The organism is Streptomyces caelestis, from assembly GCF_014205255.1.
In the GTDB taxonomy this organism is placed as follows: Bacteria; Actinomycetota; Actinomycetes; order Streptomycetales; family Streptomycetaceae; genus Streptomyces; species Streptomyces caelestis.
Map to the genome: position 1 here is coordinate 2170599 of NZ_JACHNE010000001.1, position 21107 is coordinate 2191705.

General features: G+C 72.9%; 21 protein-coding genes. 11 read left to right on the plus strand and 10 right to left on the minus strand.

Annotation, left to right across the window (positions count from 1 at the left end; genetic code table 11):
- Nucleotides 1-42 precede the first annotated feature (42 nt).
- Complete coding sequence (locus tag HDA41_RS09805) at nt 43-1137, plus strand: carbohydrate kinase family protein (protein ID WP_230299570.1); 1095 nt, start codon at nt 43-45, stop codon at nt 1135-1137.
- Between the two features lie 25 nt (nt 1138-1162).
- On the opposite strand, the gene HDA41_RS09810 is transcribed toward HDA41_RS09805, so the two are convergent.
- Nucleotides 1163-1957, minus strand: coding sequence for a methyltransferase domain-containing protein (locus HDA41_RS09810; RefSeq protein ID WP_184982584.1), 795 nt, complete (start codon nt 1955-1957; stop codon nt 1163-1165).
- A gap of 218 nt (nt 1958-2175) precedes the next feature.
- On the opposite strand from HDA41_RS09810, the gene corA reads away from it, so the two are divergent.
- Nucleotides 2176-3303, plus strand: a complete 1128-nt coding sequence (corA, locus tag HDA41_RS09815) for a magnesium/cobalt transporter CorA (protein ID WP_184982586.1) — start codon at nt 2176-2178, stop codon at nt 3301-3303.
- 42 nt (nt 3304-3345) lie between these two features.
- Here the strand turns inward: corA and HDA41_RS09820 are convergent, their stop codons facing one another.
- Nucleotides 3346-3774 (minus strand): CBS domain-containing protein, encoded by a 429-nt coding sequence (locus HDA41_RS09820; RefSeq protein WP_184982588.1) that lies wholly within the window; start codon nt 3772-3774, stop codon nt 3346-3348.
- 129 nt (nt 3775-3903) lie between these two features.
- Entirely contained in the window at nt 3904-4545 is a 642-nt protein-coding gene (locus HDA41_RS09825; RefSeq protein ID WP_184982590.1) for a nucleoside/nucleotide kinase family protein, read from the minus strand.
- A gap of 234 nt (nt 4546-4779) precedes the next feature.
- Here HDA41_RS09825 and HDA41_RS09830 point away from each other — a divergent pair, with 234 nt between their 5' ends.
- The 3 genes from HDA41_RS09830 (at nt 4780) to HDA41_RS09840 (ending at nt 7930) form a co-directional block, all read left to right on the plus strand.
- Nucleotides 4780-5496: a DUF2293 domain-containing protein gene (locus tag HDA41_RS09830; RefSeq protein WP_230299569.1), complete on the plus strand. Its 717-nt coding sequence runs from the start codon at nt 4780-4782 to the stop codon at nt 5494-5496.
- A 325-nt stretch (nt 5497-5821) separates the two neighbouring features.
- On the plus strand, nt 5822-6301 hold the full coding sequence (locus HDA41_RS09835; protein ID WP_184982594.1) for an anthrone oxygenase family protein: 480 nt from the start codon (nt 5822-5824) through the stop codon (nt 6299-6301).
- A gap of 138 nt (nt 6302-6439) precedes the next feature.
- Nucleotides 6440-7930 carry a glutamate synthase subunit beta gene (locus HDA41_RS09840; RefSeq protein ID WP_184982595.1) on the plus strand — a complete coding sequence of 497 codons (1491 nt, stop codon included), beginning with the start codon at nt 6440-6442 and terminating at the stop codon, nt 7928-7930.
- Nucleotides 7931-8054: 124 nt separating this feature from the next.
- On the opposite strand, the gene HDA41_RS09845 is transcribed toward HDA41_RS09840, so the two are convergent.
- On the minus strand, nt 8055-8540 hold the full coding sequence (locus HDA41_RS09845; protein ID WP_184982598.1) for a carboxymuconolactone decarboxylase family protein: 486 nt from the start codon (nt 8538-8540) through the stop codon (nt 8055-8057).
- 47 nt (nt 8541-8587) lie between these two features.
- On the opposite strand from HDA41_RS09845, the gene pdxR reads away from it, so the two are divergent.
- Nucleotides 8588-10000, plus strand: a complete 1413-nt coding sequence (pdxR, locus tag HDA41_RS09850) for a MocR-like pyridoxine biosynthesis transcription factor PdxR (RefSeq protein WP_184982600.1) — start codon at nt 8588-8590, stop codon at nt 9998-10000.
- A 23-nt stretch (nt 10001-10023) separates the two neighbouring features.
- Here pdxR and HDA41_RS09855 read toward each other — a convergent pair whose 3' ends face one another.
- From HDA41_RS09855 to HDA41_RS09865, 3 genes are all read right to left on the minus strand, one after another.
- Nucleotides 10024-10836 (minus strand): SAM-dependent methyltransferase, encoded by an 813-nt coding sequence (locus tag HDA41_RS09855; protein WP_184982603.1) that lies wholly within the window; start codon nt 10834-10836, stop codon nt 10024-10026.
- A 110-nt stretch (nt 10837-10946) separates the two neighbouring features.
- A complete protein-coding gene (locus tag HDA41_RS09860; protein WP_020277664.1) occupies nt 10947-11201 on the minus strand; it encodes a DUF397 domain-containing protein in 255 nt (84 codons plus the stop codon).
- Nucleotides 11202-12062, minus strand: coding sequence for a Sco1979 family transcriptional regulator (locus HDA41_RS09865; protein ID WP_184982605.1), 861 nt, complete (start codon nt 12060-12062; stop codon nt 11202-11204). It lies immediately after the preceding gene.
- Nucleotides 12063-12309: 247 nt separating this feature from the next.
- On the opposite strand from HDA41_RS09865, the gene HDA41_RS09870 reads away from it, so the two are divergent.
- The 3 genes from HDA41_RS09870 (at nt 12310) to HDA41_RS09880 (ending at nt 15629) form a co-directional block, all read left to right on the plus strand.
- Nucleotides 12310-12996 carry an ATP-binding protein gene (locus HDA41_RS09870; protein WP_230299568.1) on the plus strand — a complete coding sequence of 229 codons (687 nt, stop codon included), beginning with the start codon at nt 12310-12312 and terminating at the stop codon, nt 12994-12996.
- On the plus strand, nt 12993-13427 hold the full coding sequence (locus HDA41_RS09875; protein WP_184982607.1) for a hypothetical protein: 435 nt from the start codon (nt 12993-12995) through the stop codon (nt 13425-13427). Before HDA41_RS09870 ends, HDA41_RS09875 begins: the two co-directional genes overlap by 4 nt.
- 237 nt (nt 13428-13664) lie before the next feature.
- Nucleotides 13665-15629 (plus strand): ABC transporter ATP-binding protein, encoded by a 1965-nt coding sequence (locus HDA41_RS09880; protein WP_184982610.1) that lies wholly within the window; start codon nt 13665-13667, stop codon nt 15627-15629.
- Between the two features lie 24 nt (nt 15630-15653).
- Here HDA41_RS09880 and HDA41_RS09885 read toward each other — a convergent pair whose 3' ends face one another.
- On the minus strand, nt 15654-15836 hold the full coding sequence (locus HDA41_RS09885) for a DUF8839 family protein (protein WP_086847348.1): 183 nt from the start codon (nt 15834-15836) through the stop codon (nt 15654-15656).
- Between the two features lie 218 nt (nt 15837-16054).
- On the minus strand, nt 16055-17419 hold the full coding sequence (locus HDA41_RS09890; RefSeq protein ID WP_184982612.1) for an amidohydrolase: 1365 nt from the start codon (nt 17417-17419) through the stop codon (nt 16055-16057).
- A 134-nt stretch (nt 17420-17553) separates the two neighbouring features.
- Between HDA41_RS09890 and HDA41_RS09895 the strand changes: the two genes are divergently transcribed.
- Both HDA41_RS09895 and HDA41_RS09900 read left to right on the plus strand, forming a co-directional pair.
- Nucleotides 17554-18501, plus strand: coding sequence for an endonuclease/exonuclease/phosphatase family protein (locus HDA41_RS09895; RefSeq protein WP_184982615.1), 948 nt, complete (start codon nt 17554-17556; stop codon nt 18499-18501).
- Nucleotides 18480-19067 carry a class I SAM-dependent methyltransferase gene (locus tag HDA41_RS09900; protein WP_184982618.1) on the plus strand — a complete coding sequence of 196 codons (588 nt, stop codon included), beginning with the start codon at nt 18480-18482 and terminating at the stop codon, nt 19065-19067. The genes HDA41_RS09895 and HDA41_RS09900 overlap by 22 nt, the downstream gene beginning before the upstream one ends.
- Here the strand turns inward: HDA41_RS09900 and HDA41_RS09905 are convergent.
- On the minus strand, nt 19035-21050 hold the full coding sequence (locus HDA41_RS09905) for an FUSC family protein (protein ID WP_184982619.1): 2016 nt from the start codon (nt 21048-21050) through the stop codon (nt 19035-19037). The genes HDA41_RS09900 and HDA41_RS09905 overlap by 33 nt on opposite strands.
- Nucleotides 21051-21107: the final 57 nt, after the last annotated feature.

Genomic DNA, 21107 nt, shown 5'->3' on the forward strand with positions numbered 1-21107 from the left:
GGTGCGGTAGGCAGAGCCGACTCGGCGGGGAGCGGAGCCGCCATGGCAGGTGGCAGCGGGCTCGGCGGAGGGCAGGACGCACTCGGCGGAGAGTGCAACCGGCCCATCGAGGCGGTAGCGGGCTCGGCGGAGGGCAGGACCCGCTCAGCGGAGAGTGGAATCGGACCATCGGAGGTGCCGGTGGGCAAGGCGGAGAGTCGAACCGCCCCATCGGAAGTCGCTGCGCGCTCCGCGGACGGCGGGGCGCTGCTGGTCGTCGGGGACGTCATCACGGACGTCGTCGCGCGGCACGAGGGGCCGCTCGCGGCCGGTACGGACACGGCGGCCTCGATCCGGACGGTGCCGGGCGGCGCGGGCGCCAACCTGGCGTGCTGGGCCGCACACGGGGGCGCGGCGGAGGTGCGGCTGCTCGGGCGCGTGGGGGCGGAGGCCGCTGCCTGGCACGAGCGCGAGCTGGTGGCCCACGGCGTGCGTCCGCGGCTCGTCGTCGACCCGCAGGCGCCGACCGGGACGGTGATCTGCCTGGTGGACGGAGGCGCTTCGGCGGAGCGGACGTTCCTCACCGACAGCGGCGCGTCGTTGCGGCTCGAACCCGCTGACTGGTCGGACGCTCTGCTCGACGGTGTGGCCCGGCTGCACCTGTCGGGCTACCTCCTGTTCTCCGAACCGAGTCGCGCCCTGGTGACGGTGGCTCTGAAAGCCGCACGCGCGCGTGGTGTGCCGGTGAGTCTGGATCCCGCGTCGTCCGGTTTCCTCGGGGAGCTGGGCGCCGGGCGTTTCCTCGCGCTCGTCGAGGGCGTGGACGTGCTGCTGCCCAGCCGGGACGAGGCGTGTCTGCTGACGGGGCTGACCGACGCGGCCGAGGCGGCGGCCGAGCTGAGCCTGCGTGTTCCGCTGGTGGTGGCCAAGCAGGGGCACCAGGGGGCGCTCGTGGCCCGCTCGGGGAAGGTGTGCGCCCGCGTTCCCGCCGTACCGGCGACGCCACGGGACACCACGGGCGCCGGTGACGCCTTCACCGGCGCGTTCCTCGCCGCCCTGCTCGCGGGGGCCGGGCCGGAGGAGGCGGCGGCGGAGGGCTGCCGGGCGGGTGCGAGGGCGGTGGAACGGGTGGGCGGCAGGCCGCCCCTGCCCGGCTGATGCCCGGCGACCGCACGCCCCCTGGCTAATGCTTGCGCCCCCACGCCGAGATCATCGGGGCCGTCGTCAGATCGAGGGCGCCGGACGTGACGTTCGCGAGATGCCGGTCGATGTCCTGGTCCGTGGCAAGGCCCGCGGTGACCAACTGGTCGCGGATCTGACGGATCGTGACGGACTCCAGGGCGGCGCAAGCCGGCGAGGCGACGGGGAAGTAGGCGTCGGCGTGCACGCGGGTCAGGCCGGCCTCCCGCAGCAGACGCGGGAGGGTGCGGCCGCAGGGGAGGTCGGTCCCGCGTTCGGCGAGCAGTCTGCGGAAACCGTGCCGCAGCCGGTTCGCGAGCTGCTGCTCGGGGCCGTACTCGTCGGGGCAGAGCAGCGGCTGAAGGGCGGGGTCGGCGTCCTCGACGAGGATGCGCCCGCCGGGGCGCAGCGCCTTGGCCATGGACCGCAACGCCCGTGCCCGGTCGGTCACGTGGACGAGGGCGAGGCGGGCGTGCACCAGGTCGAAGCCCTCCCCCGGCGGCTCCTGGGCGCCGAGGTCGTGCACGCGCACCTCGACGGGTGGCCGGGCAGCGGGGGCGAGCCATGAGGTGTCGGTACCGGTGGCGACGACGCGTCCGGTCGGGCCGACCTTCTTCGCCAGCCACGACACCACGGAGGTACCGCCGGCTCCGACCTCCCAGCACCGCCAGCCGAATCCGATGCCGAGCGCTTCGAGGTGCCGGAAGGTCGTGGGGTCGAAGAGAGCGGCGAAGGCGCTGAAGTGTTCTGCGGCCTCGGTCTGCCGGTTGTCGAAGAGGTACCCATCGGTTCGCGTCATGACGCGATCATCCCAGTTGCCCGACTTGTCCGCGATGGTTGACGCTCCGATACGGAACGTCGACGCCCCCCTACGGGGCCGGGGACGACCTCGTCCACAGCCGGGAACAAAGCGGAATGAGCCGTTTCCACAGCCTTACTCGCAGCTCACGTCGGCCTGGCAGACTGACGAGCCAAGGCGCGGAACGGTTGCGCGGAGCTCCACGCAAGGAGATGCAGATGTCCATGGCAGGGAATCTGCGGAAGGTCACGAGCCTCGGCGGGGTCGGCGGCCTCCGCAAGGTGGCTCGGCTGGCTCGGCGGCGCCCACGCGTCGACCTGAGTCACCCGGCCCGCTCCCCGCTGGGCTCCTCCGTGGTGAACTGCGTGACGTACCGGGACGGTGTCCGCACCGCTGCGCGCGGCGATCTGGTGGATGCCGTGGAGTCGGTGCGCAAGAAGGGCGAGGGCTTCGTCTGGCTCGGCCTGCACGAGCCGACCGACCGGGAGTTCGCGGGCATCGCCGAGCTCTTCGACCTGCACCCCCTGGCCGTGGAGGACGCCGTCGAGGCCCACCAGCGCCCCAAGCTGGAGCGCTACGACGAGACGCTCTTCGCGGTGCTCAAAACGGTCTGCTACGTCGAGCACGAGGAACTCACGGCCACCAGCGAGGTGGTGGACACCGGCGAGATCATGGTCTTCGTCGGCAAGGACTTCGTGATCACGGTGCGGCACGGCCGGCACGGCTCGCTGGGCCCGCTGCGCGAGGAGCTGGAGTCCGATCCCCACCAATTGGCGAAGGGCCCGTCCGCGGTGCTGCACGCGATCGCGGACCACGTGGTGGACGACTACCTGACCGTCACGGACTCGGTGCAGGCGGACATCGACCAGGTCGAGACGGACGTGTTCGCGGAGACCGGCGCGCGGGTGGACCCGGGGCGCATCTACCAGCTCAAGCGTGAACTCCTGGAACTGAAGCGGGCGGTGGTGCCGCTCAGCCGGCCGCTGGAGGATCTCGCCACCCGGCCGATCCGGGCGGTCGACCCGGAGATACAGGCGTACTTCCGCGATGTCTCGGACCACCTGCTGCGGGCGAAGGAGCAGATCGCCGCCTTCGACGAACTGCTCAACTCCATCCTCCAGGCGCACCTCGCGCAGGTCACGGTCGCGCAGAACGAGGACATGCGGAAGATCACGGCGTGGGCCGCGATCATCGCCGTGCCGACGATGGTCTGCGGGGTGTACGGCATGAACTTCGACCACATGCCGGAGCTGCACTGGCGATACGGCTACGGCATGGTCATCGGCGTCATATCCGTCGCGTGCCTGACGCTGTACCGGGGGTTCCGGCGCAGCGGCTGGCTCTGACGGGGGCCGCGGCCTGCGGGGGCGTGACGGGGTGACGCGCGGTCAGCGCGGGGCGGTCCTGGCGTAGACGCTCTCGGCCCAGGAGGCGATCTGGTCGCCCGCCAGGTGCCGGGCCAGGTCGGCTTCGCTGATCATGCCGACCAGGCGCTTGTCCCGGATGACGGGCAGGCGGCGGATCTGGTGCTCCTGCATCTCGTGGAGCACCTCGGTGACATCGGCGTCCGCGTCGATCCAGCGAGGGGTGCCCTTGGCCATCGCGCCCGCGGTGACCCTGGCGGGTTCGTGGCCCAGGGCGACGCAGCCGACGACGATGTCGCGGTCGGTGAGGATGCCGCAGAGCCGCTCGTTCTCGTCGCTGATGGGCAGGGCGCCGACGTTCAGTTCGCGCATGAGCTGGGCCGCGCGGTCGAGGGTTTCGTGGGCGGGGATCCACTGGACGCCGCGGTGCATGATGTCTCCGGCGGTGGTCATGAAGTACCTCCCGGTGCCGGACGGCCGGCGCGGCGCGGGAGGCACCGCATGTCCCGGCACCCTTCATTCTCGCCGCGTCACCCGGCGCCCGCACACGGAGCAGCGCCCCCGGGCCGGCCCGCCACCGGCTCAGCCGCCCCACGCCGGATGGCGCGGATCATCGGCCCGTACCAGGACGTCGGCCGTGCCCACCGGGTCGGTCTCCTGCTCGTAGCGCTCGAAGGCCGGCAGGGTCCACTGCTCGTCCTCGGGCGTGCGGCGTCGCAGAGCGCCCGGGGAGAGCAGGACGTGGACGCTCAGATCGAAGGGGAACCAATGCCGAAGGAGGAAGGGCCCGTGCAGCAGCAGCACGCCGCCGGGCGGGAGTTGGACGTAGGGGCTGCGGGTGGCCCGGTCGGCGGCCGGGTCCCACAGGTCCGGCAGGACGCGGCCGTCGCCGCCGGCTTCGAGGGGGCCGAACACCTCCCGCCACAGGGCGTTGGTGTCGTACCAGCCGCTGTAGTAGGACTCCACGTCCCGGTGGCCGTACTCCAGTCGCACGGAGGCGGGGCGCAGAAAGCCCTCCGTGCCCACGACGAGCGAGGAGCGGCCGCGTATGCGCAGTGCCTCGGAGACACGCTGGGCGAGGTCTCCCGGGCGGGCGGCCGGGGCGCCGTCGAAGGCGATGCGCGGCCAGGGACTGCCGTCGGCGGGCTTCAGGTCGAGCAGACGCTCGGCGAGCAGGTCGCCGAGCCGGTCCCAGGTGATCGCTTCGAGTCGCACACGGCCCATGATGCGCCAGACCGCGGCAGGACGAGTCAGGCCCGCGAGCGCCGCAGACACCGGGGAGGGACGGGAGCACGGGAGGCGCCACGATCGCCCGGGTCTCCTCCGGCGGAGGCAGTGCGCGCCGCCGTCAGCGGGAATGAACCTCCCATGGTCCATGAACTTCCTATGGTCCCGGAACCTCGCAGGGTCCCGGACCCCCGTATGGTCGCGGACCCCCGTATGGTCGCGGACCCCCGTATGGTCCAGGAACCCCACATGGTCCCGCGCGCGACGCTCCCGCCCCACACCGGACTTCTCGTCTTCCAGCCCCTCAAGCGGCGGCACTGCGCCGAGTGCCGGCGAGGGCCGCTGCCGCTGCTCGTCCTCGAGGACGGTGCCCCGCGCTGCCTCGACTGTGCCGACCTCGGGCATCTGGTGTTCCAGCCGAGCGGCGATACGGCGCTGACGCGCAGATCGCGGGAGGAGAGCGCGCTGTCGGCGGTGGTCGTGCGGTTCAACCGGCGCAAGAGCCGTTACGAACGGCAGGGCGTTCTCGTCGAGGAGGCGGCGCTCGCGAGGGCCGAGCAGCGGTGTCTCGCGGACGCCGAGGCGCGACGGCGGCGCCGGGTGCGGGACGCGCGGCGGCGGGCGGTTCAGGACGCCCTGTTCGCTCAGGCGTTCGCGGCGGAGATACGGCGGCTGTTTCCCCGATGTCCGGCCGACCGCGCGCGGGCCATCGCCGCGCACGCCTCGGAGCGGGGCAGCGGGCGGGTGGGCCGCAGCGCGGCCGGGCGGGCGCTGACGGAGGGGGCGGTGACCTCGGCGGTCGTGGCGTCCGTACGGCATCTGGACACGCCGTACGACCGGCTGCTGATGAGCGGGGTACCGCGGCACGAGGCGCGACGGCGGATCGCGGCGGCGGTGGAGACGGTGCTGAGGGGGTGGGCCGAGGCAGGGCTCGGTTCCGCCGGGTGACCCGGCCCGGGTCGGCGGGCGCCACCGCAGTGCCCGAGGTACGGCCGGAGGTTCGTCCTCTCGGGAGGTCGCCGCGACCAGCGCTGCCGGAGGTTCGCCCTCCCGCCAGGTCGCCACGGCCAACGCGGCCGGTCGGTCATACGGTGGCGCTCGCGTGCCGAGCGGCCCCCGAGCCCTGACCCGCCCCGGCCCATCGGTGGACCGTGGACGTTCGCGTACGGCCCCGCGCCGCTCGGCCGCGGTCACTGTGCTCGTACGGGATTTCAGTTGTGGTGAGGAAGGGTGCCGGGGCAGGATGCCGGCTCGACGGGCGGGAGAGGCTGACATGATCGACGGACCGTACTTCGTGCTGACGGTGCTGGGTGTGCTCGGGACCGGCCTGGTGGCCGGGGTGTTCTGCGGCTTCTCGACCTTCGTCATGCGGGGCCTCGCCACGCTGCCGCCCGCGCAGGGAGCCGCCGCGATGAACGCGATCAACGTGGCCGCGGTGACACCGCCCTTCATGGTCGTGTTCCTCGGGACGGCCGTGCTGTGCGCGGTGATCGCCGTGGTGACGTTCGTCCTGTGGCCGGATGAGGGGACGGTGGAGCTGCTGCTGGGCAGCGCGCTGTACCTGTTCGGCTCGTTCGGGGTGACCATGGTCGCGAACGTGCCGCGCAACGACGCGCTGCTCAAGCTGGAGCCGGGCACCTCTGAGGCGGCCGCGTACTGGCCGGCGTATGTGCGCGAGTGGACGATGTGGAACCACGTCCGGACGGCCGCCTCGGCCGGGGCGGCGGTGGCGTACGTGCTGGCACTCACCTGAGCACGCCGGCAACCGCTGTCCCGCCCCCCTGCCGGTGTGACGCCCCCTGCGGGTGCGCCGCCGCGGACGTATCGTGGCCGGAAGAGTGCCGCCCGACGACGCACGGCCTGCCACCCCGCGCACGCAAGGAAGACGGCCATGGCCGACCCCAAGGGTTTCATGACCACCCCCCGCCAGGACTGGCCGCGCAGGCCCGTCGAGGAGCGGGTCCGGGACTGGGACGAGGTGTACATCCCCGGCGCACTGCTGCCGATCATCAGCAAGCAGGCCGACCGCTGCATGGACTGCGGCATCCCCTTCTGCCACGAGGCCTGCCCGCTGGGCAACCTGATCCCCGAGTGGAACGACCTGGTGTCGAGGGAGGACTGGCGGGCGGCCGCCGACCGGCTGCACGCCACGAACAACTTCCCCGAGTTCACCGGCCGGTTGTGCCCGGCGCCGTGCGAGGCGGGATGCGTGCTGGCGATCAACCAGCCGGCCGTCACCATCAAGAACGTCGAGTGCGCGATCGCCGACCGGGCGTGGGAGGAGGGCTTCGCACCGTCGAGGCCGCCGGAGCGGCTGTCCGGCAAGACGGTCGCGGTGATCGGTTCGGGGCCCACCGGGCTGGCCGCGGCCCAGCAGCTGACCCGGGCCGGGCACACGGTCGCCGTGTACGAGAGGGACGACCGGCTCGGCGGGCTGATGCGGTACGGCATCCCCGCCTTCAAGATGGAGAAACACCATCTGGAGCGGCGGCTGGAGCAGATGCGGGCCGAGGGGACCAAGTTCCGTACGTCGACGGCGGTCGGGCGGGACATCAGGGCCGATGAACTACGGACTCGTTACGACGCCGTGGTGCTCGCCACGGGGGCGACCGCATGGCGCGAACTCCACGTGCCGGGACGGGAGCTGACGGGCGTTCACCAGGCGATGGAGTACCTCCCGCTGGCCAACCGGGTGTGCGAGGGCGATCTGGAGACGTCCCCGCTGTCGGCCGCCGGGAAGCACGTCGTCATCGTCGGCGGCGGCGACACCGGGGCCGACTGCCTGGGCACGGCCGTCCGGGAGGGCGCCGCCTCCGTGACCCAGCTGGACATCTACGCGCTGCCGGACACCGAGCGCGACGAGGACACCGAGCCCTGGCCGACGTATCCGGTGCGGGTCTACCGGCTGTCCGCCGCCCACGAGGAGGCCCGTGACCTGCGGACGGCTCCGGTGGCCGACGCTGACGTGCGGCTGTTCGCGGCGTCCACGCTGCGCTTCGACGGTGACGCGGCGGGCCATGTGCGGTCGCTGCACCTGGTCGAGGTGGACGCGCGGCGCCGCCCGGTGGAGGGCACCGGGCGGACGCTCCCCGCCGACCTCGTGCTGCTCGCCCTCGGCTTCTCCGGGCCCGACCGGAAGGACGGGCTCGTCGACCAGCTGGGGCTGGAACTGGAGCCCCGCGGCACGATCGCGCGTGACGCCGGTTTCGCCACGAACGTGCCCGGCGTGTTCGCCGCGGGGGACGCCGCCCGGGGCCAGTCGCTCATCGTCTGGGCGATCGCCGAGGGGCGGGCCGTGGCGGCGGCGGTCGACCGTTATCTGACGGGCAGTTCGAGGCTCCCGTCCCCGATCGGGCCGTACGACCGGCCCATGGCGGTCTAGGCACGACCGACCCACGGCGGCCCAGGCACGACCGACCCACGCCGGGCCAGGCACGACCAGCCCACGGCGGCCCAGGCACGACCAGCCCACGCCGGGCCAGGCTGCAGCCCGGCCCTGAGGACGATCAGCGCTCGTCCGTCCCGGCCACCTTCGCCGTCGACAGCGCCACCCGGTTCCAGGTGTTGATGGTGCAGATCAGAGCGAGCACCTGGGCCAGTTCACGCTCGTCGAACAACGCGGCGGCCTGTGCGTAGACCTCGTCCGGGACACCCGCGTCGGCGACGAGCGTCATCGCCTCCGTGAGGGCGAGGGCCGCCTGTTCCCGCTCGGTGAAGAAGTGCCGGGCCTCGCGCCACACGGCGACCATGTGCAGCCGGTCCTCGCTCTCGCCGGCCTTGCGGGCGTCGTTGGTGTGCATGTGCAGGCAGTACGCGCAGTGGTTGAGGTGCGAGGCGCGGATCTGGATCAGTTCGACGAGGGCCGGGTCGAGACCCTCGCGGGCGGCGGCGTCGAAGGCGATGAGAGCCCGAAAGGCCTTCGGGGCGGACTTGGCGAACTCCAGCCGGGGCGCCTTCACCTGCGTGCTGTTCGTGCTCGTGTGCGTCGTCATGTCCTTCAACCTACGAGCCGGAAAGACCCGCTGTAGGGTGCATTTCCATGGTGACTTCGTGGGTCAATTCCGCGGAACGGATCGGGGCCGACCTGCATCTGGAGCTGACCGGGCCGGGCGGCCGGCGCGCGGCGCTGATCCGGGCCCTGCGGGAGGCCGTACGCGGCGGGCGGCTCGCTCCGGGCACGCGGCTGCCGCCGTACCGCTCGCTCGCGGCCGATCTGGGCGTCGCCCGCAACACGGTGGCCGACGCCTACGCGGAACTCGTCGCGGAGGGCTGGCTCACCGCCCGCCAGGGCTCGGGCACCCGGGTCGCGGAGCGCGCCGAGCCGCTGCGGCCCGCCGCCCGCGTGCCCCGCAAGGCACCTGCACGCGCGCGTGGACCCCGGCACGACCTGACGCAGGGCACGCCGGACGCCTCGGCGTTCCCGCGCACCGCGTGGCTGGCCTCCTACCGGAGGGCTCTCCAGCAGGCGCCCAACGAGGTGTTCGGGCCGGGTGACCCGGCCGGCCGGCGCGAACTGCGGGAGGCGCTCACGGAGTACCTGGCACGCGCGCGTGGTGTGCGCACCGAGCCGGGCAGGATCGTGATCTGCTCCGGCTTCGCGCACGCGCTGCGGCTGCTGTTCGGAGGGGGCGTCCTGCGCGGGCCCCTGGCGGTGGAGGCGTACGGGCTCGGATTCCACCGGGAGGTCCTCGCGGCGGCCGGTGTGCGGACCGTGCCGCTCCCCCTCGACGAACACGGCGCCCGGGTCGACCGGTTGGAGCGCGAGCGTGCCGTGCTGCTCACGCCGGCGCACCAGTTCCCGACGGGCGGCCCGCTGCACCCCGCGCGCCGGGCCGCCGTCATCGGCTGGGCACGCGCGCGTGGCGGCCTGGTCCTGGAGGACGACTACGACGGGGAATTCCGCTACGACCGCAAGCCGGTCGGTGCCGTCCAGGGCCTCGACCCCGAGCGCGTGATCCACATCGGCTCGGTCAGCAAGAGCCTGTCGCCGGCGGTGCGGCTGGGCTGGATGGTGCTCCCGCAGCGGTACGTCGGCGCCGTCCTGGACGTGAAGGGGGACCGGGAGGCGTGGGCGAGCGTCCTCGACCAGCTGAGCCTGGCGGACTTCGTCACGTCCGGGTCGTACGACCGGCATGTACGGCGGATGCGGCAGCGGTACCGCGGTCGCCGGGACCGGCTCGTCGCGGCGCTCGCCGAGCACGCCCCGCACATCGAGGCCACCGGTGTCGCGGCCGGGCTGCACGCGGTGCTGCGGCTGCCGCCCGGCACCGAGGCGTCCACGGTGAAGGCCGCCGTCTGGCAGGGCATCGCCCTCGACGGCCTCGCCGCGTTCCGGCACCCGGACACGGACATGGCGGCGGACGACGGCCTCGTCGTGGGATACGCGACTCCCTCCGAGCACGCGTACGGGCCGGCCCTGGAGGCGCTGTGCCGTGCACTGCCACCGCCGTGACCGGCCCGTGAGCCCTCGGAAAGCTAGGCCTTGCGTGCCACCGCTCCGTATCCCGGAATCACCCCGTCGTCCTGCCCGGGCACGGGCTCGCCCAGTTCGGGGTGCCAGCGGTGGGGCACCTCGACGCCGGGCTCGACGAGGTCGAGGCCGTCGAAGAAGCGGGTGAACTCCTCGCGGGAGCGCAGGGCCAGGGTGACACCGGCGGCCCGGAGCTTCTCGGTGGCCGCCTTCGACTCCTCCGGGGTGAAGTCTGCCGTGGCGTGGGTGATGACCAGGTAGCTACCGGAGGGCAGTGCGGCGAGCAGCCGGCGGACCAGGTCGTGCGCGCCGTCCTCGTCGGAGACGAAGTGCAGCAGCGCGATGAGCGACAGCGCGACCGGCCGGGTGAAGTCCAGGACCTTCCTCGCGCCCTCCAGGATGGCGTCCGGGTCGCGCACGTCGGCCTGGAGGTACTCGGTCGCCCCCTCGTCCGTGCCGCGCAGCAGGGCCGCCGCGTGGGCCAGCACGATGGGGTCGTTGTCGCAGTAGACGATCCGGGCGTCGGGGGCGATCTTCTGGGCGACCTGGTGGAGGTTGGGCTCGGTCGGGATGCCGGTGCCCACGTCCAGGAACTGCCGTACGCCGTCGCGGGCCAGCCAGCGTGTGGCCCGGTGCATGAACGCGCGGTTGACGCGCGCCATGACCGGCACCCTCGGGTCGAGGGTGAGCATCTGCCGGCCCATCTCCTCGTCGACCGGGTAGTTGTCCTTGCCGCCGAGGTACCAGTCGTACATCCGCGCCGGATGCGGTCTGCTCGTGTCGATCGCGACGGCCGAGGTGGGGTCCTGCCCGGTCATGAGGCACTCCATAAGACACAAGAGATAGTCAATTCAACACCACAATAAGGAAGTTGAGCCGAAGATGAGCGGCGGAAAGCGAACAGAAAGCGGCAGCACGGGCCATCACGTCAGGACAGCAGGAAGTCCGCCTCCCCCGCCTTCGCCCCTTCGATGAAGGCCGTCATCTCGTCCGTGGTGTAGATCAGCGCCGGACCGTCCGGGTCGGTGGACTGCCGGACGGCGATCCGGCCGTCAGCGAGTTTCATCGCCTCCAGGCAGTTCCCGCCGTTGCCGCCGCTCCACGGCTTGTGCCAGCCTTCGCTGCCCAAGTCGCGCGCGGGCATGCCGTTGTAGACGTGTTTGCGCGGCTTGATGCGATCCATTCACAGCTCCTTGCGGAGATCCCTGAGGATCTCCTTCGTGCGATGTGCCGTGGCGGCCTGCGCCGCCATGCGGTCCATGACCTCGAGGTGAGTCGCCACCTCGGCGCGCGCGTCGAGGTAGACCGCGCCGGTCAGGTACTCGCTGTAGACCATGTCCGGCAGTTCGGGCATGGCGAATCGGAACAGCACGAACGGCCCGTACGTGCCCGGGTGCGCCCCGACGGCGAACGGGGCGACCTGCAACGTGACGTTGGGCAGCTTCGTGGCCTCGAGCAGTCTGTCGACCTGGGCGCGCATCACCTCCGGCCCGCCGACCGGGCGCCGCAGCACGGTCTCGTCCATCACGACCCACAACCGGGGCGCGTCCTTGCGGGTGAGCAGTTCCTGGCGCTGCATCCGCAGGGCGACATGGCGTTCGATGTCGTCGGGCCGGGTCTGGCCGATGGCGCCCGACCGGAGCACTCCGCGCGCGTAGTCCTCGGTCTGCAGCAGCCCGGGGACGAAATGGGGCTCGTAACTGCGGATGACCCCGGCCGCGCCCTCCAGGCTCACGTACATCGAGAACCAGCCGGGGAGGATGTCATGGAAACGCTGCCACCAGCCGGGCTTGTTCGCTTCCTCGGCCAGCTGGACGAAGGCATCGGCCTCCTCGCCGGAGATTCCGTAGGCCTTCAGGAGCAGTTGCAGGTACGGGATTTTGAGCGCGACCTCGGCCATCTCCATACGGCGGACCGTGGCGGGGGCGACGTGGAGGATGCGGGCGGCCTCCTCGCGCTTCATCCCGGCGCGTTCCCGCAGATCCAGCAGGCGCCGACCAAGGACGACCTGGCCCACCGTCGGTGCGGACCGCGGTTCGCTCACGCTCCACCTCCACGAAGAGTTCTGACGAGCCGGCCACAAAAAGAACGCTGACAGCCCGGCGGCGCCATTCGAAGATCTTGTCGAAGAACCACGTATCCGAACAAGCGTTCCGAACAGATCTTCGATGATCTCAACTGGCGCCGCGCGAGGTGCTGTTGCGAGCAGTGTGCCACGGCCTTTCAGACCGTCACACAGCACTCTGCATTTTTCAGAGTGACACTTGCCAAGTGTTCACGGCGGGGCGATAGTGGCAAGCGTGATTCCGTCCGCGCCCTTAGGAACAGACGCCGCCGCAGGCCCTCCCGGCCTGGGTGCCACCTCGGAAGCAAGCCCCGCCGGGCCCGCTGCCGAGCGCCGGTTCCGTTTCGAGCTGGCCGCACATCCGGGTTCTCCCGCACAGGCCAGACGCCTGACGCGGGCCCGGCTGACCGGCTGGTCGCTGTGCGAGGACACGTGCGACAGCGCGGCCCTGGTGGTTTCCGAACTGGTCACCAACGCCATCGTGCACACGGCGAGCACGCACATAGTGTGCGAGCTGCACGACGGCGACGACCTGGTACGAATAGCCGTGCGTGACGAGGGCTGCGCCCCGGGCCAGCCTCACACGGCCGGCCGGACCCGGCCCGAGGAGGAGCACGGGAGGGGACTGCTCCTCGTCGACGCCCTCTGCGACGCCTGGGGTGCCCATGAGCACGGCCCCGGGCTGCTGGTCTGGGCCGAGCTGCCCCGCACGGCGGACACGGCGCGCGACCCGGCGGAGCCGCGGAACGACCTGGGCTGGGGTGCCCGTCCGAAGCCGGGGCAGTCCGACGGCTCGGGCGACGGGGGCGAAGCACACCGGGCGCGCCATGCGAAGGGCGCCCAGGAGGTTCCCCCGCAGGAACGGCAGGAAGTTCCCCGGCAGGAACGACGCCGACAGCGGGGGCCGGCATGAGCCCCGGGCGCGGTGGCCGGGTCCTGAACCTGGACACCCTGACCCGCCTCCGGCGCGGACTGCCGACGACGGGCCCGACGCTGCGGCTGTCCGTCCCCGACGGCATGACCGCCCCGCTCGGCTGCGACGCGGTCGCGGTACCCGCCCGTTTCGGCCGGCTGGTGATGCCCCGGCTGCCCCGCGTGGGCTGCGTCTACGCCGACGAGACGCACTGGTGGTGGCTGGTGCCGTCCGACTCCGACCAAGCCCTGGAATGGCCTGCCCCGGCGCACTACGCCACCAGCGCGGTCGTCCCGGACGTCCCTGAGCTCCCCGAGCTGATCCACCGCCCGGACGGCAAGCTGCCGTACACCCCGCCGATACCGCTGTATCTGGCGCTGTGCCGCGTGACGGGAACCGCTCCCGCCTGGCCGCGACCGGTCAGCGCGTAGGGCTCGCCGAACTCGTCGAACCCGGCCCCGGTCGAGGCATACGCGCCGCCTCACGCCTCGCGCCGCCTCACGACTCCGCACCACCCCGCGACTCCGCGCCGTCCCACGCCTCCCCCGGCCAGGTCGTGCGCCCGCGCGCCTCTGGCGCCCCGGGCTACGCCCTGCCCCGGCGGGCTCCGCCCCGCAATAGTGACCGTTCGCCCACGAGCGGGGCACGAACAGGGAGGTCGGTCGACGGTGGCGAAGAAGCGGACCGCGCCTGAGGTGTCCGAGTCGGAGCGGCTGCTCTTCGGCGGACCGCTGCGCTACGACATGGGCTGGAACCAGCACGCCGACGCGTTCCTGGAGCTGAACTTCCGCGCCATGATCACCCGGCTGCCGTCCCTGCTGGCGTCCAGCCTGCGGCTCGCCCGGCAGGCCGACCGGGGCGCCGCGCGGGTCGTGCTGGCCGCCGAGGCGGGCCGGGGCGTGGCACAGGCGGTGGCACTGCTCGCGGTCAACAGCGTGCTGGCGCGGCTGATGGGCGGCGGCGCGATCGAGGACCGGCTGCGTGGTGCCGTCCCCGCGCTGGTCACCGTGGCCGTCGTGATGCTGCTCGCGGCGCTGCTGCGGGCCGCGAGCACCTACGCCACCGGGCGGCTGGAGCCCAAGGTGGAGCGGGTGGCGACCGAGCAGTACCTGGAGCGGGCCGCGGCCGTCGAACTGGCCGCGATCGAGGACCACGCCTTCCACAAGCTGCTGGACACCGCGCAGTACGGTGCCGCCTCCGCCCGCCGGATGATCATGTACGGGACGCGGGTGATCAACGCGATGATCTCGCTGGTCGCGGCGGCCGGTGTCCTGACCGTGCTGCATCCGGCGCTCCTGCCGCTGCTGGTGACGATGACGCTGCCCAGCGCCTGGAGCGCGCTGACCGTGGCCCGGCGTCGCTACGAGTCTTTCCACGCCTGGGTGCAGCACGCTCGTGCGGGCCGGCTGCTCGGCAATCTGCTGATCGAGCCGGAGGCGGCCCCCGAGATCCGGGTGCACGGGGTGGGCGCGTTCCTGCTGCGGCACTTCCGCGCGATGTCGGAGACGGCGGAGGCGGAGCAGGCCCGGCTGGCCCGGCTCGCCGCCCGTACCGGACTGATCGCGGCGGCCTGGACGGGCCTGGCGACGGTGGCGACGTACGCGACGCTCGGCGGGCTGCTGCTGGCCGGGGCGATGGCCCTGTCGGTGGCGGGTACGGCCGTGATCGCGATCCGGACCGGCTCGCAGAGCCTCGACACGCTCGTGGTGGAGGTCAACGCGCTGCACGAGGAGGCCCTCTTCGTGGGCGATCTGGAACGGCTGTACACGGAGGCGGCACAGCGGGCGATCCCGGCGGGCGGCCGACCGCTGCCGGAGGACCCGCGCGAGATCCGCTTCGAGAACGTCACGTTCCGTTACCCGGGCGACTCCGCCCGCCCCGCCCTCGACGACGTGTCGCTCACCCTCCCGCTGGGCCGGATCGTGGCGCTGGTCGGCGAGAACGGCTCCGGCAAGACGACCCTGGTCAAGCTGCTCGCCGGGCTGTACACGCCGGAGAAGGGGCGGATCCTGTGGGACGGCGTGGACGCGGCGACCGCCGACCGGCACCGGCTGGCCGAGCGGATCGCGATGGTGGCGCAGGACTTCAAGCGGTGGCCGTTCACGGCCCGGGTGAACGTCGCCCTGGGGCGCACGTCGCAGCCGGTGTGCGAGCAGCGGCTGGCCGCGTCGATCGCCGAGGCCGGGGCCGAGACGGTGATCGCGGACCTGCCGCGCGGGCTGGACACGCTGCTCGCCCGCAGCTTCAGCGGCGGGCACGAACTGTCGGGCGGCCAGTGGCAGCGGCTGGGCATCGCCCGGGCCGCCTACCGCAGAGGCCGCATCCTCATCGTGGACGAGCCGACGGCGGCCCTGGACGCCCGGGCCGAGCTGGAGGTCTTCGAGCGGATCCGCGCCCTGGCCGACAGCGGCCAGACGGTCGTACTGATCACGCACCGGCTGGCGTCCGTGCGCCACGCGGATCTGGTGCACGTCCTGGAACAGGGCCGGCTCGTGGAGTCCGGGACTCCGGACGAGCTGCTGGCGACCGGCGGTCTCTACGCCGAGCTGTACGCCCTCCAGGCGGAGCAGTTCGCCCAGTCACCCGCCCCGGTCACGCCGGTCCCGAAGATGCCGGCGCCGAAGGCGGGCTGAGCCCCGCCCGGATCGGGGCACGCGTCAGGCCACGGCGTCGGCACCGTCCCCGCTGCGCACGATCACCAGGAACATGTCCGTGGCGAGGTCCATGACGACCTCGGCAGGCAGGCCCTCCAGACGCCGCGCCTGCGCGAACTCCTCCGCCGGCCAGGAGCCACGCGGCCCACCGGCGGGAAAGCTCTCGAGCACCGTTCGCCCGTTCACCCGGCACCTCCATGTCGCGCTGTACTCGTAGAGTTAAACGCCAACCATGGGGTGAACGGCTCGCGTAGTGATGGTTCTGAGACGTAGTTGACACTCGTTCACCGCCGAGTGTGACAAACCTCTCAGCTCTTTGGCCTATCTCTTCACTTTCCGTATCATTCGCCGTACTGGTCGTGATGACGAACTGGTGTCGGCCCCTCGAACAGTCTCTCCGGGTGTCAGGTGTCGTAGTCCTGGATGCGCCGGCCGTGGCTGCGGTCGACGAGGGCGGGCAGGCGCTCCTCCAGTTCCCGCACCACCGTCGGCACGTCGATCGTCAGGAGCACACGGTCGCGCATCAGGATCCGTCCGTCGACGATCGTGGTGCGGACGTCGGCGGAGCGGGCGCTGTGCACGAGGGTGGCGGCGAGGTCGTGGACGGGCTGGGTGTGCGGTCCGGTGAGGTCGACCAGGACGATGTCCGCCCGCCGCCCCGGCGCGATGCTGCCGACGCTGTCCCCCAGTCCCACGGCACGGGCGCTCTGGAGGGTGGCGTGGTGCAGGGCCTGGCGTGAGGTCAGCCAGCGGGGGTCGCCCTCGGAGGACTTCTGGACCAGGGACGTGAGGGCCATCGACTCCCACACGTCGAGGGAGTTGTTGGAGGCGGCGCCGTCGGTGGCGAGTCCGACGTCGACGCCGATGTCACGCAGGGCGCGGACCGGTGTGGTGTCGGGCCAGGCGAACTTGAGGTAGCCGCGGGGCGCGGTGGCGACGGCCGTACGACCGGCCGCCCGCTCCAGGACGGGCAGGTCGCGGTCGGCGATGCCGGTGCCATGGGCGAGGAGCACGTCCGTGTCGAGGACGCCGGTGCGTTCCAGGACCTCGATCGGGGTGACGCCGTGGCGGGCCAGGCTGGTCTCGGTCTGGTCGCGGTTCTCGGCGGCGTGGAGGTGCACGGGCAGGCCGTGTTCGCCGGCGAGCCGGGCGGTGGTGGCGAGGTCGGTGTCGTCGACCGTGTAAGGGGAGTGCGGGGCGAGGGCGGTGGTGATGCGGCCGTCGGCAAAGCCGCGGTGCCGGAGCGCGAACTCCAGTGACCGCTCCCGGCCTTCAGGGCCCGTCGAAGAGAAGTAGGCCTCTCCCAGCAGCGCCCGCATGCCGCATTCCGCGACCACTCGCGCCACCGCGTCCATGGCGAAGTAGTGGTCGGCGAAGCAGGTGACGCCGGCGCGGATCATCTCGGCACAGGCGAGCCGCGCCCCCAACTCGACGTCCTTCTCCGTGAGGTTGGACTCCACGGGCCAGACGACGTCGTTGAACCACTCCTGCGTGGGCAGGTCCTCGGCGAGACCGCGCAGGGTGACCATCGGCGCGTGCGTGTGACAGTTGATCAGACCGGGCAGGGCGACCTGGCCCCGGGCGTCGAGGCGCTCGGCGGCGGCCAGGTCCGCGGCCCCCGCGGTGGTCGTCACCGCCTCGACGACGCCGTTGCGTACGACGATCGCGGCGTCCTCCTCGAACCCGATGCGCTCTTGATCGTCGTGCACGAGGACGGTACATGCGCTGATGATGAGGTCGGCGGGACTGTCCGCGGCGGAAGGCGTCATCGCGCCAACGTACGACGAGGTCGTAGGGCGGCATGAGCCGAAGCGCACATCCCGTCGCGGCTCTGTCGCGGGGCGGGCCGGGCGAGCACCCTGGCCCCACCACCCCGTCTGTCGGCTTCTGAAAGGAGCCCGGCATGCTCCTCGGCACCTGGAACCTGGAGAACCTCTACCGGCCCGGCGGCACGTACGGCCCGAAGGACGAGGCGGCGTACGGGGCGAAGCTCGCCGCCCTCGCCGCCGTGATCACGGAACTCGACCCGGCCCTGCTCGGCGTGCAGGAGGTCGGGGACCCCGAGGCTCTGAAGGACCTGGCGGGGATGCTCGACGACGACTGGCATCTCGCCCTGTCCGAGCATCCGGACGGCCGGGGCATACGGGTCGGGTTCCTGAGCCGTACGGCCGTGACGGTGCTGGCGGACACGACGGCGTTCCCGGCGGAGCTGCGTCCCGTGCAGGTGGACGACTCGGGGGTGACGGTGGCGCAGGCGGGGCGGGGATTTCTCGCCGTGGAGGTCGAGGACGGGCCGCTGCGGGTGGCCGTCTGTCACCTGAAGTCCAAGCTGCTGTCGTACCCGAACGGCCGGTTCCAGCCGCGCGACGAGGGCGAACGGGCCCGGTACGGCGCCTATGCGCTGTACCGGCGGGCCGCCGAGGCGACGGCCCTGCGGGCCCTCGCGGACGAGCTCCTGGACGGTGACGGCCGGGTCAGGGACGTGGCCGTGCTGGGCGACCTCAACGACGAGGTGCAGGCGGCGACCACACAGATCCTGCTCGGCCCGCCCGGCTCGGAGATCGGCACGCCGGGGTTCGAGAAGGACGACAAGGGCGACGCGGTCCGGCTGTGGGACGTGGCCCCGCTCATCCCGCCCGGTCAGCGCTACTCCCGTGTGACCTCGGGGCGGCGGGAGCTGATCGACCATGTGCTGGTGAGCCACCGCCTGGTGCACCGGGTGACGGCGGCGGGCACGGGTCTGCCCGGCGAGGGTCCGCCCGGTCTGCCGTCGATCGGCCCCGACCCGGCGCAGCGGCGGGGCGCGCCCGGGTCGGACCACGCGCCGGTGTGGATACGGGTCGGGGGCTGAGCATCATCGGCGTCCCGGAGCGCCTGACCTGGGCGGTGCAGGTCCTCGACCCGGCACCCGGCGACCGGGTGCTGGAGATCGGCTGCGGCCGTGGGGTCGCCGTCGCGCTGATCCACGACCGCCTCGTCACGGGCAGCGTCACCGGCATCGACCGCTCCGCCAAGGCGATCGATGCGGCACTCCGCCGCAACAGTGACGCGCTCGCCACCGGAAGGGTCGCCTTCCACACCCTGCCGCTGGAGGACGCCGACTTCGCGACCGGCTCCTTCGACAGGATCCTGGCGATCAACGTGAATCTCTTCTGGACCCGCCCGGCGGACCGGGAACTGACCGCGCTGAGGCGCTGGCCGGCACCGGGAGGCCTGCTGTGCCTGTGCTGGGAACCGCCGGACCGGAAGCGGGCCGGGGAGATCGCCGCGAAGGTGGAGCCGCTGGTCGCCGGGCACGGGTTCGCGACCGAGGTGCGCCGGGCGGCGACCGCGCGGGGCGCCGGCCTGGTGGGGGTGCTGGGCGTGGCGGTCGTGCCGGGGCGGCTATCCGGCGAGCGGCGTCCCGGGAAGTCGTAGCCCCACCCGCTCCACCGGTCCGGCGAGTTCGTCGAGGAGGGCGGTGAGGCGCTCGGTGTGCTCGGGACCGATCCGTCCCGTGTCGTCGAAGTGGACGGCGCAGGCCGTGGTGGTGTCGACGAGCCGTTCGAGGAGGTCGGCCACCTCGTCCGCGCCCTCGGTGTGCCGGGCGAGGGCGGGCAGTTCGTGCGCGGACAGGGAGATGGCCGTTCGGGCCTCGGCGAGGGTGCGGTAGGCCTCGCGGCGCAGGGTCCAGCGGGTGGCGCGGTGGTCGGAGGGGGTGACCCGGCGCTCGGAGGCGGTGGAGCGGCGCTCGGAGGGGCTGTCACGGTGGTCGGAGGACGTGCCGCGGTGGTCGGAGGGGGCGCCGGAAGTGCCGATGCGCGGGGCGCCGGAGGTGCGGGAGGTGCTGATGCTCGGCGCGTCGGCCTCGTCGAGGACGTGGGTGAGGTAGGCGTACGCGGCCTCGCTCGCCGCGGCGAGCCGGGCCCGCACTCCCCCGCCCCTCTGTCCGGGCATCGGCAGGTGCCCGACGATCAGCACGATCGCGCAGGCCAGCAGCGTCTCGCCGATCCGCCCCATCGAGGCCTGCGGCTCGCCGCCGACCATGACCAGGGCCAGGACGAGGACGGTGACGACGGCGGTCTGGGCGGCGAAGTGCCGGGTGGCGACGGGTATGAGCGCTCCGCTGAGGGCGACGAGCGCGATGAGCCCCTCGGGCCGGGGCAGGACGGCGGCGAATCCGGCGAAGAGGACGGCGCCGAGCACGGTGCCGGCGGCCCGGTTCAGTACCCGCGAGGCCAGCGGTCCCAGGTCGGGCTTGACGAGGAAGACGGCAGTGGCCGGGAGCCAGTACCAGTGCTCGTGCTGCCCGTACCACTGGCCCTGGTGCAGGGCCTGGGCGGCCGCCGAACTGGCCCCGAAGCAGAGGGCGACACGCAGCCCGTACTCGCGTCCGGCGCTGCCGAAGGCGGCCCGCAGCCGGTCCCTGAGCGTACGCGGCCGGGTGTGCAGATCGCCGCCCCGGCCTTGGTCGAACACCTCGGCGGCGTGCAGGAGGGCGTCGTCGAGGGCGCGCAGGGCGGGCGCCGAGCGGGAGGGTGCGGGCAGGGGCCCGGTGTGGCTGTTGCCGCGTACGGCGGCGGCGAGCCGCCGGGGCCCTTCGGAGGCCCGCTCGGCCACGGCCTCTCCGGCCCACGCCAGCGCTGTGGCCGCCTCGGCGAGGGGCAGGGCGGCGGCGTACTGCGCGTGCAGCCGCCGCTCGGCGGAGGAGGAGGCGTACCGCCGCAGCCGGGGCCCGGCGAGGGCGTCCTGCGCGTGGTCGAGGGCGGCGGTGAGCGCGGCCCGGCGGTGCATGGCCTCGGGCCCGCCGACGGCGTCGAGCAGCTCGGCGACGGCGTCGTACACGCCGGCGACGGCCTTCCGCTCCCCGTCGAACCGGAAGTCCCCGGCGAGGGAGCCGGGCGTGGGCAGCACGAGCCGGAGCACGAGCAGCCACCCGGCGCCCGCCGCGTAGGCGAGCGCACGCTCCCACCCCGGCTCGGGCAGGGGCATTCCGGCCCCGATCGCCGAGGCGACGAGCAACTGCGTCCCGACGGCGGACGCGACGGGCCCGATCGCGCTGATGCTCCCGGCGACGAGCCCGACGAACGTGAGGATCACGGTCAGCACGACCGCGCCGGTCTGCTGCCCGGCGTACGTCCCGACCACCAGCCCCAGGGCACCGCCCAGCGCGGGCACCCCGATCCGCTTGACCGAGACCCGCCGGCTCCCGGGCCGGTCGTTGATCCCGGCGAGCATGGCGGCGATGGCGGCGACGACCCCGAGCGAGGTCCGTCCGGCCTGCACGGCCACCAGCAACAGCGGCCCCGCGGACAGGGCCCCCCGCGTCACCGCGCTCCAGGGCACCGGCCCCCGCTGACCGCGCAGGGCATGCGCGAGCCAGGGCGGCAGCTTGAGAAGGACACGGCGGGACCGGGACACAGGGCTCCTGTCGACTCGTCGAGGGCAGGGGTGGGCCTTCGGGCGACGGTGGCCGGG